At 64.0% G+C, this 14,055-nt stretch carries 10 protein-coding genes; 6 read left to right on the top strand and 4 right to left on the bottom strand.

The window, feature by feature from the left end:
• Positions 1 to 68: 68 nt before the first annotated feature.
• On the bottom strand, positions 69 to 404 hold the full coding sequence (locus BJ987_RS35925) for a histone-like nucleoid-structuring protein Lsr2 (protein WP_209897466.1): 336 nt from the start codon (positions 402 to 404) through the stop codon (positions 69 to 71).
• A gap of 2 nt (positions 405 to 406) precedes the next feature.
• Positions 407 to 1,819, bottom strand: coding sequence for a M1 family metallopeptidase (locus BJ987_RS35920; protein WP_209897465.1), 1,413 nt, complete (start codon positions 1,817 to 1,819; stop codon positions 407 to 409).
• A gap of 568 nt (positions 1,820 to 2,387) precedes the next feature.
• Between BJ987_RS35920 and BJ987_RS35915 the strand changes: the two genes are divergently transcribed.
• The 6 genes from BJ987_RS35915 (at position 2,388) to BJ987_RS35890 (ending at position 11,606) form a co-directional block, all read left to right on the top strand.
• Positions 2,388 to 4,004 carry a cutinase family protein gene (locus BJ987_RS35915; RefSeq protein ID WP_209897464.1) on the top strand — a complete coding sequence of 539 codons (1,617 nt, stop codon included), beginning with the start codon at positions 2,388 to 2,390 and terminating at the stop codon, positions 4,002 to 4,004.
• A 1,045-nt stretch (positions 4,005 to 5,049) separates the two neighbouring features.
• Positions 5,050 to 5,199: a hypothetical protein gene (locus tag BJ987_RS35910; protein ID WP_209897463.1), complete on the top strand. Its 150-nt coding sequence runs from the start codon at positions 5,050 to 5,052 to the stop codon at positions 5,197 to 5,199.
• Between the two features lie 214 nt (positions 5,200 to 5,413).
• Positions 5,414 to 5,983, top strand: coding sequence for a MauE/DoxX family redox-associated membrane protein (locus BJ987_RS35905; protein ID WP_209897462.1), 570 nt, complete (start codon positions 5,414 to 5,416; stop codon positions 5,981 to 5,983).
• A gap of 357 nt (positions 5,984 to 6,340) precedes the next feature.
• Positions 6,341 to 8,332, top strand: coding sequence for a glycosyltransferase (locus tag BJ987_RS35900; RefSeq protein ID WP_209897461.1), 1,992 nt, complete (start codon positions 6,341 to 6,343; stop codon positions 8,330 to 8,332).
• A 163-nt stretch (positions 8,333 to 8,495) separates the two neighbouring features.
• Positions 8,496 to 9,965 (top strand): alpha-amylase, encoded by a 1,470-nt coding sequence (locus BJ987_RS35895; RefSeq protein ID WP_209897460.1) that lies wholly within the window; start codon positions 8,496 to 8,498, stop codon positions 9,963 to 9,965.
• A 219-nt stretch (positions 9,966 to 10,184) separates the two neighbouring features.
• Positions 10,185 to 11,606 carry an FAD-binding oxidoreductase gene (locus BJ987_RS35890; RefSeq protein ID WP_209897459.1) on the top strand — a complete coding sequence of 474 codons (1,422 nt, stop codon included), beginning with the start codon at positions 10,185 to 10,187 and terminating at the stop codon, positions 11,604 to 11,606.
• Positions 11,607 to 11,633: 27 nt separating this feature from the next.
• Here the strand turns inward: BJ987_RS35890 and BJ987_RS35885 are convergent, their stop codons facing one another.
• Positions 11,634 to 13,217, bottom strand: coding sequence for an FAD-binding oxidoreductase (locus tag BJ987_RS35885; protein WP_209897458.1), 1,584 nt, complete (start codon positions 13,215 to 13,217; stop codon positions 11,634 to 11,636).
• A 178-nt stretch (positions 13,218 to 13,395) separates the two neighbouring features.
• Entirely contained in the window at positions 13,396 to 13,665 is a 270-nt protein-coding gene (locus BJ987_RS35880; protein WP_209897457.1) for a hypothetical protein, read from the bottom strand.
• Positions 13,666 to 14,055 lie beyond the last annotated feature (390 nt).

Raw genomic sequence — 14,055 nt, 5'->3', positions numbered from 1 at the left:
ATCTTGCGTATAGGACCGGCGGTGGCGTGCTATGGAGCACGGCACCGCCGGTTCATTCGGGGGAGGCCTTACCGACTTGCCTCGTCGTAGGCCGTCGCGAGCTTGCTCGAGATGCGCCCGCGGGTGGAAACCTTGTGTCCTTGTTTACGCGCCCAGGCGCGGATAGCCGCGGTTTGGTCCCGGTCGACAGCCCGGCGCATACCGCCGTTGCCGCCTCGCGGCATGGGATCGATCTTGCGCGCGTGCCGCGCCCACTGCGCGAAGAGACCACGCAACTCGCCTGCGTTGCGGACCGACAGGTCCATCTCGTAGGCGATGCCGTCTACCGCGAAGGTGACGGTCTCGTCAGCTTCGGACCTACCGTCGTAGTCGTCGATGAGTGTCACAACGAGTTTGCGCGCCATGCTTATCCTTTGCTCAGCGATCCGGGAAAGAGATACTTCTCCGCGGGCGGAGTGGTGCCGTTCAGCCAGGCGTCCAGGAAGTCGCGGATATCCGTCCGCGATTTCGACTGGATGAACGAGCGGAACTCGGCGATCGAGGTGGCGGTGTGCACCTTCGTGGTGGCGAATTCCCGGACCGCGGCGAAGAATACGTCGTCACCGAGCTGTTTGCGCAGCGCATGCAGGAACAGCGGTCCCCGCGAGTAAGCCGACGTGAAGATGTTCTGCACGCCCGGGTCGTTCAGCGGGATCCGCCAGAACTTGTCGTCACCGAGGCGTTCACGGATGGCTTCGCGATAGTTCTGGTCGACATCGACGCCCTCTACGCGCTCCGGCCACAGGTAATCGGCGGTGTATTCAGCGAAGCACTCGTTGAGGCAGATGTCGGACCAGTGCCGCATCGTGACCGAGTCACCCCACCATTGGTGGGTGATTTCATGAACGACGGTGTTCAGATCCGCCCAACTGGCGTATACGGGCCGGGTCTGGGTCTCCAGCGACGTGTTGATATCCGCGTCGTGGAAGACACCTCCAGCCGTCTCGAAAGGATACGGACCATAGAGCTTTTCGAGGAAGTCGAGGACTTCCGGCAATCGCTGTTCGTATTCTCGCTTGTCCGTGGCGCCCGGCGAGAAGGCGCTGAGCAGCGGCATGCCGTTGGACCGGCGTTGTTCGAGATACTCGAAATGATCGACGGCGAGCATCGTCAGATACCCGAGCACCTGCTCCTTCGTTTCCCACCTGACGGCCCGCCGGTCGCCGGTCACCGTGTTCCGCGTTGGATGGCCGATCGATACGAGATCCCACTCCGCGGGCACGGTCGCCTCCAGGGTGAAGGTGGCTTTATCCAGGAGTGTGTCGTTGAGCGGGTACCAACTGCGGGCCGAGTGGGGTTGACCGGCGACTACCGCGCCGCCGCTGGGCAGGAATGTCCAGCCCTTCCCGGAGCGGCTCTCGGTGACCGCGCCGGAGTATTCGACGGAAACGATGAATGGCACACCGGGCAGCAGGACACGTGCCGGGGTGATTGTCAATTCGTGGTCGCCGTTGCGGTTGAACTCGGCGCCGACACCGTTTACGGCGACGTTCGCGATATCTGGACCGGTGAAGTCCAGATTGAACGATTTCAAGGCCTGTGTAGCGGTCGCCTCGATTCGAGTCTTCCCGATGATCCGGTGCGCGGGCGGGTCGTAGTCGATGTTCACCTCGTAATGCCCGACGTCGTATCCGCCGTTGCCGTCCATGGGGTAGTACGGGTCGCCCAAACCGGGCGCGCCGACGAGTGGATCTCCGCCGGGCGCACCCATCGCGACCGGCGAGGATACCGAAACCAACGCCGCACCCAGTGCGGCACAACACATTCCGAACAGCCTCATTCGACGACCCTGCTCCAATCACGTCATAATGCCGATTTCGGATGCACACCGCTTGGAAGCACCCCGTGGTCTTCGTTGCCGAGGGAGTCGGGGATGGGTTCGGGACAGTCGAATGCCGGTCACCTTACGTGATCATGGCACGGTTCGTCCGCTATAGTTCGGCGGCCGACGGACGCTAATGGTCCGAATTCGCACCAATCCGAGAGCGAGTCCGCGTCGAATGAACACTGCTGCTATAAGTTTCAGCACGTAATTGGCAATCCAGCTACCGCGACGCTGCGGGGCGTGGTAGTGCCGTGTCCTGCGCCGATGGTTGCCAGAAGAAGTTATCGACTATGACTTGAGCGTTGAAGGTGGGGATTTGCAGCGGATCCGATTTCCAAATGACGTTCGTCGTCTGCTCGCGGTTTCAGTGCCGGCAGTCGCGATCGCGGCTGTCATGACCATCGCCCCGAACCGAGCGCTTGCTGAGGTGCAAGGGAATGAGTCATGTCCCGCCCTCTACGCGCTGGGTGTGCAGGGAACCGGACAATCCTCATTGGCGGCACAAACGAAAATCGACACGGGAATGCTCGCGACGGTCTTCGCTCCCATGGTCGTCAATGCCGGTGGCCCCCAGGTAGTCGCCCGCGAATATGTGCCCTACGCGGCGAGTTTCGGGGGAGCCACACCGGGAAGCGCGTTCTCCTATGCCGACTCGGTAGCCGGTGGCTTGGCCCAGCTGCGCACGATGGCGAAAGCCGTCACCGATCGTTGCGAACGGACTCGACTGGCTCTGGTGGGATATTCCCAGGGCGCCCACGTTGTCTCGTTGTACGCCAAGGAGATCGGACACGGCCAGGGCAACGTGCCGAGCGAAAAGGTCGCGGCCGTCGCGTTGTTCTCGGACCCGACCCGGCGACCTGGTTCACCCTTGTTTCCCGGGGCAGCCAGCAAGGTGTTGCCCGATCCCGCCCCTGGGCTCGATGCCGCGGAACTGTCCGGTCTGCCGCGCCTGCAACAGCCGATGCCGAGCGGCGGCGGAATAGGTCCGAAGCGCGATATCGAGGCGAGCTTCGGTGACCTCACCGGCCGCGTCGCATCATTCTGCGTCACGGGTGATCTCGCGTGCGACGCGCCGCCCGAAATCCCGATTCTGCATGCCATTACCAACATTGTCGGTCAGGCGTTGCTCACCCCGACCCGGCCGTTCACAGTGCTGCAATCGGTACTCCATGCCACCGAGACGACTCTGGTCAAAACCACCCAGGCGGTCATCGGAGAGGACCTGCACGGCAACGAGTTCGGCGATCTGTCGCTGACTGCCGAACTGCCACTGAGTAAAAGGCTCGTCGAAGCCTCCGACCCCCGGGTGCGTGTCGATGGCCCGAACGCGCGAGCCGCCTTGGTGAAACTCGCGACCCTCACGTTGAACGCGATGACGGCCGTAGCCGGGACGGTGTTGACCACCGACGATGTCGCCGAAGTGATGGCAACGGCCCAGGCGGACCCGATAGCGGGACTCACCCGTCTCGCAACGAAGCTGCTGCAGCCGCAGGACAATCTGCCCGTTTCCGGCGACGAGCGAAGCGATCTGTTGACGGCGGTATTCGACGCCCTCGGTGCCGCGATAGCCGACAACCACGAACTCGTCGACCCGGCGGTATGGGCGAGGTACCAGGACACGGTCGCGCGACACGGCGCCTACGCCTTCGTTCCCCTGTCCGCTGAGCAGACGTCGACCGCTTGGGTCGCGAACTGGTTCGCCGAACTCGCCAAGGCATTGGCTGCCGGAAAAGCCGTCACGGGTCCTACCTCTTCGCCGCGCCCGGAAGGTTCGTCGATGCGGGCGGCACCGCCCGCGCCGGTTCAGAGTTCCACTCTCGCACCGACTCCCGCGAAGCCACCGGTCAGGATGCTCGAGGGCCGACCGCGCAGCGTTCCGGAGGAACGTGTGGTCGATTCCCCGAGCGTGACGAGCCTGCTTACCCGGTTGCTGGCGTTCGAGACGCGACTTACCGGCGACGATTCACCCGGCCGATGGGCGGGGGCGGGCTGGGAATTGCTGCTCCTGCTCATGATCATCGGTCTGTTGCCGTCATGGCTCGGTTCCCGAAAGGAGAATTTTCTCAGCGGTGCACAACGCGAGCGACCGCGTAGCCCGCATAACCCTCGACCCCACGAGAAGAAACGGAATACGCAATGATCCTGCGCCCTGTCCTGAACCTTGTGACGACAGTGCTCAATGTCGTCGGAGAACTGCTCAGCGCCGTGACAGGCGGACTGCTGTAGTCCTGCCCATGTCACACAAGTAATTTGACGGAAGCGATATTTATTTCCATCCGCCGTACCGGTGACTCCGAATCACTTATCGGCACGCTGGCTGAACGCTCTGGCCGGCGCCGACGAAAGCGTCATCAGCGTTCCTGTTCCGAGCTGCAGACTGCAGCTGCAGAATTCTCGGCAGGCGATGGCATTCAAATAGCGGCCCGTGGAAATCGGGCCACAACACTGAAGGAGTAAACAATCATGCTGTCCGGACTTCTCTCCATCGTAGGCAACCTTCTGACCGAGGTCGTCAGCCTCGTCGTCAATTCCCTGCTCTGAACTACGAAACCCCTGGCTGTCTCCCGAAAGCTCTGCGGGTCGGCGGAACCCACGCAGCGCGGAGGTGAGGCAAATCCCGATCAGGGTGATGTTGCGGCATCACTCGGCGGAATAGCCCGACGCAGCCTCTGGCCGGCGAATACGCGGGCCGGAGGCTGCGTTCGCACAGCGTGACCGGATGAAGGTTATATGCCCGAGCTGACGGTGCGGTGTGTACTGCCTGTCATTCAGTCGACTGAAAGGTGCTTCGAATGTTTTCCAAACTTGCCATCACGGCGTTGAGTGGTCTGGCCGCGGTGGCCGCGACGCTCACACTCGGTGGAGGTGTGGCTTCCGCCTGTAATCAGCAGGCCGGGATTTCCAAGACGCTCACCGGAACAGCACTCGCCCAAGACCTTTCCCTCCACGACGCGGATAGCGGAGATCGGGGCCGGGGCCGGGGCCGGGACATGGATAGGGACCGGGATCGGGACCGGGGCAGGGACATGGACCGGGATCGGGATAGGGGTCGGGGCGGAGACATGGACCGTGGCAGGGGCGTGGACATGGACCGTGGCAGGGGCGTGGACATGGACCGCGACCGTGACCGGGGCGGCGATGATCGGGATCGGGGCGGGGTAATCGACCGGAGCCGGGGCGGGGACATGGATAGGGACCGCGACCGTGGTGGTGACCGGGGCGCGAGCAGGTCCGGCGATAGGGGCCAGCGCGACGACCAGAAGATCTCCGACGCGATCGACGGCATGGCCAAGGTCGTCGACGCCGTCCGCTCCATCGTCGCACCAGTCGCTTAAATCGAAGACGAAGACGAGGCCGTCGCTCTCGTAGCCTGCCGTCGTCGACCTACGTCGGCGGCGGCAGCGCCGTACATTGTTGAGCGCGCAATCCGGAAGTTCCCGACGAGGAGGCCGCTGGGCCCATCCCTCGCGGCATCCGCTCCGAACCATAGTCGCTGCAGGCGGGGGGAGCGCAAGCGTTGGCAACGGGGTACTCGAGGGAGTTGTTGCGGTGTCACCAGTGGTATTTTCCGAATCTTTCTGGGACGTTTTCGAAATGGGCACCCGGCTTATAGTGGGCGTTTTTCTCATTGCCCGAGGTGCGAGTCTGCTGACTTCGGTCAGCGCGTGGCGGCAGGTGTGGTTGGCTGCCCACCAGTTGCTGCCCGCCAGGATAGTGGGGCCGGTTGCCAAGGGGCTGCCGGTCGTCGAGTTGTTCGCCGGAACGTTGTTGCTGTTCGGTGCATTCGGTGCGGCTGGGCCACTACTGGCGGGCGCGGTCCTCGTCGCGACTACCACTGTGTTGTGGCTGGCAGTCAGGCGTGGACGTGTGCTGTCGGGCGGCAGCCTCTGTCGGCTGCGGCCTTTGACGAGCAGCTATGCGTTGTTCAGGAACGTTGTATTCATCGTGGCGGTCGGCGTCGTCGGGTTACGTGGGACCACAACTTTGGCGCTGGCCGGATCGAGTTCATGGCGGCAATCGGTTGTGGTCGCGGCGATGGTCGCGTCGATAAGTGTGGTAACCGTGGTTTTGCGGCAGGCAGAACAGCGGCGGAATCTGGTCCAAATCGCAAGCTTCTGACTGAAAGGGAGATCCACATGGTGTCACGGCGCAATCTCTTCCGTTTTTCCGGTGCGGCCGCGATGGTGGCTATCGCTACCACTGCCTTCCCGGAGTTCGCCAATGCCGAAACGATTCAGCAGTTGGGTAAGAACCGAGGATCACAGAAGCGCAGGTTCTTCGGGGACGACCGTGCTTACGGTTACGACTCGGCTTACGGTTACCGGTCGGCGTATGGGTATGACGCGGCGTACGGTTACGACTCGGCTTATGGATATCGGTCGGCGTATGGGTATGACGCCGCGTACGGCTATGACTCGGCTTATGGATATCGGTCGGCGTATGGGTATGACGCCGCGTACGGCTATGACTCGGCTTATGGATATCAATCCGCGTACGGATACGACGCGGCGTATGGATACGATGCGGCCTACGGAAGGCAGTCGTCCTGCGGCTGCGGCAATACAGCTTATGGTCTTTCGCATGCACTCCACTGAGGCAGCGAAGGGCAACCTCGGCCTCGGCTCATCCGCGTACTCGGGGATTCGTGAAGCAGTCCGGTCGGTTTCGGCGGCACGCCGCCGGCCGGCCGGCCTCGCGAATCTGACGATTTTCGGTGACTTCGGCACCCCCGACACTTACAGCCGGGCGAATGAGCACATGGTGCGCGGAATGCATCGGGACGGCGTCCGGCTCAGCGCCGTCCCGTTGTCGAAGCTCGGGCACGGATGCTCCAGTGAACTTCGGCGCATAGTCGCGAAGTCGTCGGCGCGGGTGGACGGGCCGATTCTATTTTCGGGGTGCGTGGACCGTCCGGAGTTCGGATTCCTGGTGGGTCCGGACCTGTTCGTCCGGACCCGGTGTGAGAGCATGCGCATTCCAGGGCGCTGGACCGCCGGGCTGAATCGTGCGAAAGCGGTTATTGTGCCGAGCCATCACGTGGCAGATGCTTTCCGTCGTTCTGGTGTCACAGTGCCGATCCACATCGTCCCCGACGGTATAGATCCGGAGGCGTTCCCCTGTCAGGATCGCCCCCCGCGCGCGGTGTTCACCACTCTGCTGCTCGGCATGATGCGACCGAAGAACGAACACAACGACTTCCGTGCCGGTATCTGCGCCTGGCAGGAGGTATTCCGGGATGATCCGGATGCCCGGCTTGTGATCAAGTCTCAGCAAGGTTGGCCCGACTGCCATCTGGCGGCCGACCCACGGATCCACGTCGACACGTTGACCGCGGAAACCCCGAGTACGGCGCAGTGGTACGCCGATGCCGATGTATTGATGGTGCTGGGTAATGAGGGTTTCGGCACCACACTCCTCGAAGGAATGGCCACCGGATTACCTGTCATCGCGCTGGAGTCCGAAGGACAGGCCGATGTCTGCCGGGAAGCCGGTGACCTGGTTTTGTCTGTCGAGCCTTCGAAGTGGCGACCGGACACTCAGCCCGACCGGGCGTTCACCGGTGTGCTCGCCGGAGCGGACTGCGCCGATGTCCAGGAGAAGCTGCGCTGGGTGTCGCTGCATCGCGGTGCGGCGGCCGAACTCGGCCGCGCCGCGTCGCGCTGGGTGCGGACGCATCGCGACGTCTGGAACTGTGGTCCGGATGTACTCGCCGTTGTCGAAGAGCACACAAACGTACGGAAACCCCTGCGCCACAACCCTGTTCAGTGGCCCCGTCGGCCGTTGCCTACCGCGGTGGAGATGCCGGCGCCGATGGCCGAACTGCAAGGGGTAGTGGTAGGTGAGGATCATCCGCCGCTGTGGAGTTTCCAGCCGCCGAAGCAGGCGACGATCGGGCTCGTCACGCTGTGGTCGCCGAAAATCGAAGGGTGGGCGCGCCCGCACGCGGAGGACAAACGGGCCTACTGTGAGCGCCACGGCTTCGCCTTCTACGGCTACACCGATGTATTCACCAAGGAACGTGCGCCGCACTGGTCGAAGATTCCGGCGGTAAAGCGTCACCTCGATGATCATGATTGGGTGTATTGGATCGACGCCGACGCGGCGATCACGAACTTCGATATAGATCTGAAGGATCTGTGTGATGACGACTATGACCTGATCGTCACGCATGATCCGGGCGGTTTCAACTCCGGTAGTTTCCTCGCGCGGGGCAACGATGCGGTGCGTGAATTTCTGGATGCGGCTTGGAGTATGGAAGTCACCGACCTGTTCTTTGAGCAAACGGCGATGGCGCGGGCGATAGCGTTGCTGCCAGAGTTGCGAGTGAAAGTCTTGGAAATGCGCCGGATGAACAGCTTTGTACCCAACTTCCGGCGTGGCGATTTCATCTGCCACCCAGCGGGTCAGTCGGAGCTGGTCAAAATCGCGATGCTGGAACAGGTCCGGGCGTCGGCGATAGGTCGGTAACGTCGAGTCCCTATTGCGGCGGGCTGATCTGGGCCTGTGGCCGCGCCGAAGGAAGTCGCTGCAACGCTGCGGATTCCGCAGCGTTGTCGTCCGTTGTCAATCACCTCCGAGGCGATGACCGCATCGAGTAGCGGGTGCCGAAATCGCTGGTACCGATAGGAAGGTGCACATTAAAATTCGTGGACCGGAACGCCGCGGCATCTGTGCCTCGGTCTTGTTCTGCGTTTTGGTAGCGGCGTTGAGTCTCACCACCTCGCCACCGGCTCGTGCCGAATCCCGAGCGCCGGGGCGCGACGTGATCGCGCAGATGTTCGGGTGGAATTGGCCGTCGATCGGGCGCGAATGCCGGGAGTCTCTGGGGCCCTCGGGATACGCAGCCGTCCAGATTTCCCCGCCACAAGAGCACTCGGTGTATCCGGAGAAGGGCTTTCCGTGGTGGCAGAGCTATTCGGCGGCTTCGTATGCGCTGAACAGCCGCTGGGGCACGCGGGAGGAGTTGGCGGCCATGGTACGTAGCTGCCACGCCGCCGGTGTGCAGGTCTACGCGGACGCCATCATCAACAATATGTCCGGTCTGCAGGGTTGCGGAACGGGGAGCGCCGGAGCCCGCTATTGCCACTTCTCTTATCCCGCAGTGCCATACGAGTCCCAGGATTTCCATCACTGCGGAACGGCGGGCGACGCGATCGAGGACTATCGGGACCGGTATCAAGTGCACAACTGCCAGACGCTGGAGCTGGCGGATCTCGTCACCGAGGACAACGGTGTGCGCGACCGGATCGCCGAATACCTCAACGATCTCCTGTCCCTGGGGATCGACGGGTTTCGCGTCGACTCGGCGAAAAACATTCCCCCCGAGGATCTCGCCGCGATCCAACAGCGGCTGAGTCGGCCTGCCTACATCTATCAGGAGGTCAACTACATCGCGGGCGAAGCCGTGCAGCCGGAGGAGTACCTGAGCATCGGCGATGTGATGGACCTGCGGTATGCCAAGAGTTTGAGCGCCACTTTCCGGCAGGGCCGACTGGCACAGTTGCGCGATTTCGGTTCGGCTCTGCCATCCGGTAAGTCGGTGGTCTTCGTCGCCAACCACGACACCGTCCGCGACGGCAGCACACTGGCCCCTGCGGAGGGGGACCGCTATGCCCTCGCGCAGGCTTTCATGCTGGCTTGGCCATATGGTCGACCGAAAGTATTGAGCAGCTATGCCTTTGCCGGCTACGATCAGCCACCGCCGTCCGATCCCTTCGGCCGGGCTGTCGGTGCCGACTGTGGAAACCCGATCTGGCTCTGCGAACACGCCCGCCCAGGCATCGCCGGCATGGTCGGCTTCCGGCAACAGGTGGGTGACACGCCGGTGGTCGATTGGTCCGACAACGACGGCGATCTGATTTCCTTCGGCCGCGGCAGGGCGGGATACGTAGTCCTCAACGGCGAAGATTCCGCTGCCACCGCGGTCGCCTACCGGACGTCATTGCCTGCGGGCACCTACTGCGATGTCATGCACGGCGGTCTGCGCTTCGGTTCCTGCACGGGACCCGTGTACCAAGTCGACGGTGCGGGTGAATTCCGCGCCACCGTCGCTCCTCGTACCGGGATTGCCCTGCACACGGGCGCGATGGTTTCGCGGTAGGGCGCATCCGAGCACGCATCACTCGGATCGTCACCGTCCGCGATACGGCATTGGTCCGATGCTGAATGTGCTTCGGCGGCAACAGGAATGCACACAACATCAGACGGTAAGGAAGGGAAGTCCCATGCGAGGCACGACGGTATCGAGCGTGGTCGCAAGCCCGGCTCCAGCTAGCGGCCGGGCAGCATGAACGTGGGCGCGAATGACGTGAAGCCCACGGTGACCGGGCAGTCTCGGCGCAGGATGCTGCTCGGCGCAGGTGGCCTCGCGGTGGCCGGAGTCACCGGAGCGTTGTTCCCGGGCACCGCCGGCGCGACCGTCGGATCCGCCGAATGGGGAAAGCTCAGCAGCCTGCTCCGGGGCAAGCTCGTGTTGCCGGAGGACCGTGAATACCACGCAGCCAAAGCATTGTTCGATCCGCGGTTCGACGGCAACATGCCCCTCGGTGTCGTCCAGGCGGCGACACCGGAGGACGTCCAGGCCGCCATGGTGTTCGCCCGCGAGCACGGCTTGCCCGTCGCGGCGCGAGCCGGCGGCCACTCGTTCGTCGGCGCTTCCGCGACGAGCGGCGCACTGATCATCGACGTGCGCAGGCTCGACCGCATCACCGCCCACGGCGACCAGGTCACCGTGGGGGCCGGAACCACGATCGCCGCCGTACAGGATGCACTGGCGCCGTTGGGATCGACGCTCCCACTGGGCATGTGCCGCACCGTCGGCGTTGCCGGTTTGACCCTCGGCGGCGGCGTCGGAGTCGAGGTTCGCGGCTACGGATTGACCTGCGATCGGCTGGTCTCGGCGGAAGTGGTGCTCCCGAGCGGCGGCGTGAAACGAGCGACGGCGACCACCGCGCCGGAGCTGTTCTGGGCATTGCGCGGCGCGGGCGGCGGCACCGGAATCGTCACCTCGTTGACCTATCACACGTGCCCGGCAATGCCGAAAGACATTGCGCGGCTGTCTTTTCCCGTCGACAGGGCGGCTCGCGTGCTCGATGGCTGGGCGCAATGGATGCCTACGGCCGATCGCGGGGTCTATGCCCGCTTCGAGGTCGCGGCCGCCGACGACCTCCGCTGTGAGGTCTTGGTCGTGTCTCCGGGCGGTGGTGGGGCCAAGGCCGTCGCCGGCCTGCTCGACGCCGCCGCTACCCGGCCGTCGGCCGAAGACCGCCGCACGCTGCTGTATCTGGACGCGATGCGGGAACTCGACCGGGAAAAGCCCAAGCCCCGGACGACCAGGATCGCCGGTTCGGACGTCGTCGCTGAAATCACGCCCGCCGCAGCCGAACTCATCGTCGACGTGATCCTCGACCGAGCGCGCAGCGGTGCGGTGGGACGTGTGCTGATCGAACCACTCGACGGGGCCGTCGGCGAAATCGCCACGGGCGAAACCGCTTTCCCCTGGCGCGACCACGCCGCGTGCCTGGAGTGGATTGTCAACACCCCCGACCCGCCCGAGGAGGCGCACCGCTGGATACTCTCCGCCAATCGCGCGGTGAGCGCGATCTCCGCGGGGGCCTTCTTCAACCATGTGCAACCCACTGACACCGGCCGGCGTTGCTTCGCCGGGAATCTGCCTCGGCTCGAGCACATCCGGCAGACCCTCGACCCGGATCGCAGGCTGCGGTGGGGAATCAAAGATTAGCCCGGCGTGCGTGACAGGCCGGAGGGCCTAGGGGCTCGGCGGATCGATGGAGAGCGGATGACGAAAGATGTTGTGCGGGTCCCACTGTGCCTTGACCTGTTGTAGCCGCGGGTAGTTGTCGCGGAAGTAGATGGCGTGCCAGGGGACACCGGAGGTATTCCAGTGCGGGTCGCGCAGGTCGGGGTCTGGGTAGTTGATGTAGCTGCCGCCATCGACGTCTCCAGGCACCGGCACGCCGCCGGTTTCGGCATAGATGTCGCGATACATCTGGCGCGCCCAGGACAGGAATTTCTCGTCCTCGGCCGGGATGCGCCAGGCGGCGTGGATCAACATCTTCATGAAGGAGTCGCGTACCGGCATGGCGGTCGCATCGGCCGCCCTGGCGTTGATCGCGCCGCCGAAAGGCAGGAACTCCAGCTGGGATTCACCGATGTAGCGCACGTCGGTCATATGCCGGTAGATCGTGCGCAGCTGCTCTGAGGTGTAAGTCCGGCGCAGGTACGCCGCCTTCACTTTCACCCGTGGCGGCTGCGCTCCCTTGGCGTAGTAGACCTGAGATACCGTGTCGGAGTAGGACTTCAGCTCCAGCGGCGGCACGACTGGCGGCGGCAATACGCCGTCGCTCACCGCCGCGACGAATTCGTCGTAACAGGCGCGCGCATCGGGACTATCGGCGTCGAGCAGGACCAGGATGTCGGAAGCGCCCGCGATCGGCTTGACGTGCAGTGGCGCGTACAAACCCGCGAACCGGCTGTCCGGCTGGCTGTTTCGCTCGAAGAAGGTCAAATAGTTATCCAGAAGGCGAACGAACGACTCCTCGCCCGCGAACGGAACGACCAGTCGAGCGTGCATCATGTTCGCGGGTGGTTCGGGTAACGGTCGCCCGGGAGCGGCGCTGTGTGTCCGCAACAAGAATCGTGTCACCACCCCGAAATTGCCGCCGCCACCGCCGGTGTGCGCCCACCACAGATCAGCGTCGGGTCCGTCGCTGGTCGCGACCACTACCGACGGCTTTCCCGTGGCATCCACCGTGACGACTTCGACCCCGTAGACATGGTCGGCGGCCAATCCGAGCCGCCGTGACAGCGGGCCGTAGCCGCCGCCGCTCAGATATCCGCCCGCGCCGACCCCCAAACAGATCCCCGCCGGAATGGTCACACCCCACCCACGGAACAACTGTTCGTACATGGCGCCCAACTCGGTGCCGGCGTCGACGGAGTAGGCCTGCCGGGCTTCGTCGAAATACACCCGGTTCATCCGGCTCATATCGATAATCGCCTGTGTCCGTGCGTCATCGACCAACCCATCGAAACAATGCCCACCGGAGCGGGCCGCCACCCGCAGCCCCTCGGCCACAGCCCGCCCGACCGCGTCGCTGGTTTCCTCCGCGCTGGCGGGCAGGAAGATCTTCGACGGTTGAGCGACGAAGCGCCGGTTGTAGCCGCGCAGCGTCAGCGACTGATATTCCGGGTCGGCGGGCCCGACGACTCGTGCGCGCGCCTCCCCGGAGACAGGTGAGCCGGTACCGGGAGTCGCCTCGGCCGCGCCGCCGGCGAACACGGTAGCTCCGACGCCCGCGGCACCGATGAATCGCCTTCGTGACAACGTCATACGCAGACCCTTCTCTTCCGCACGCGGCAAACGTCGCTATTCGCCGCGGGCGATGGCTCGGAAAACGGTGACCTCGTCGGCTCCCATGCGCCGCCTAGAGTGTTCGTTGTCGTCCGGCTGTTAGATGGAACGAGTACAGGCGGTTGGCCGCAGCGTGCCGACCACACCGGCGCGTTCCCTACGCCGATCTCTCCCACACTTCGAGCACGCGCGCGAGCACGATTTCGGCCCGTTCCCCGCGCCGGAACCCGACCTCCGGGAGCGCCAATACTTCCAATACAGCCGCGATTTCGCTGAGTCGCGGAGGTGGGATCAGCTCGGCTTCGATGAGGCGCTCGACGTGATACGGGCTGATGGGCCTAGCGGGGGAGTTGATCGCCCCGATCACCGCGAGCACCAACTCCCGCTGACGAGTCGTCATAAGTCTCTCGGCGCGATCGCTGCTCATCTTGTCCTCCCTGGAATGCGGTCGAAGGCACCGAAGGCGCGTCGGACATCCGCTGACACGCCGGTACCTGTGCATAGGGAGTGTTCGTTGTCGATACGCCGATAGATGGATGAGCTCGATTCCGGGCAGTGCCCGTCAGCTCATGCCGATCGTTGCTCCGCACGGCGACAGCCTGTGCACAGTCCGCCGCCTTCATGTACTACGTGGCCGACCAACTTCCGGCGGCGGGTGGTCATAGGCTTGCGGCAATTCAGGCAGTGGGTAGGGCGTTTGGTCGATGGTTCCGTGAACTGTTTGACTACGCGGCGAAGCGCCTTCTCGGTCAAAGCGTCACCACGGCAAACGATTCCCGCCATTACGACGCCGTCCGCGACGTGGGATTCCTCTTCC

The organism is Nocardia goodfellowii (assembly GCF_017875645.1).
GTDB lineage: Bacteria > Actinomycetota > Actinomycetes > Mycobacteriales > Mycobacteriaceae > Nocardia > Nocardia goodfellowii.
This window is presented reverse-complemented; position numbering and strand designations above follow the sequence as displayed.

What these genes read in the sequence shown, in the direction of transcription:
- BJ987_RS35925 (WP_209897466.1), bottom strand. Translation starts at nt 404, where the DNA reads ATGGCGCGCAAACTCGTTGTGACACTCATCGACGACTACGACGGTAGG.
- BJ987_RS35885 (WP_209897458.1), bottom strand. Translation starts at nt 13,217, where the DNA reads ATGACGTTGTCACGAAGGCGATTCATCGGTGCCGCGGGCGTCGGAGCT.
- BJ987_RS35915 (WP_209897464.1), top strand. Translation starts at nt 2,388, where the DNA reads ATGCTCGCGACGGTCTTCGCTCCCATGGTCGTCAATGCCGGTGGCCCC.
- BJ987_RS35880 (WP_209897457.1), bottom strand. Translation starts at nt 13,665, where the DNA reads ATGAGCAGCGATCGCGCCGAGAGACTTATGACGACTCGTCAGCGGGAG.
- BJ987_RS35900 (WP_209897461.1), top strand. Translation starts at nt 6,341, where the DNA reads ATGGATATCAATCCGCGTACGGATACGACGCGGCGTATGGATACGATG.
- BJ987_RS35910 (WP_209897463.1), top strand. Translation starts at nt 5,050, where the DNA reads ATGGATAGGGACCGCGACCGTGGTGGTGACCGGGGCGCGAGCAGGTCC.
- BJ987_RS35920 (WP_209897465.1), bottom strand. Translation starts at nt 1,819, where the DNA reads ATGAGGCTGTTCGGAATGTGTTGTGCCGCACTGGGTGCGGCGTTGGTT.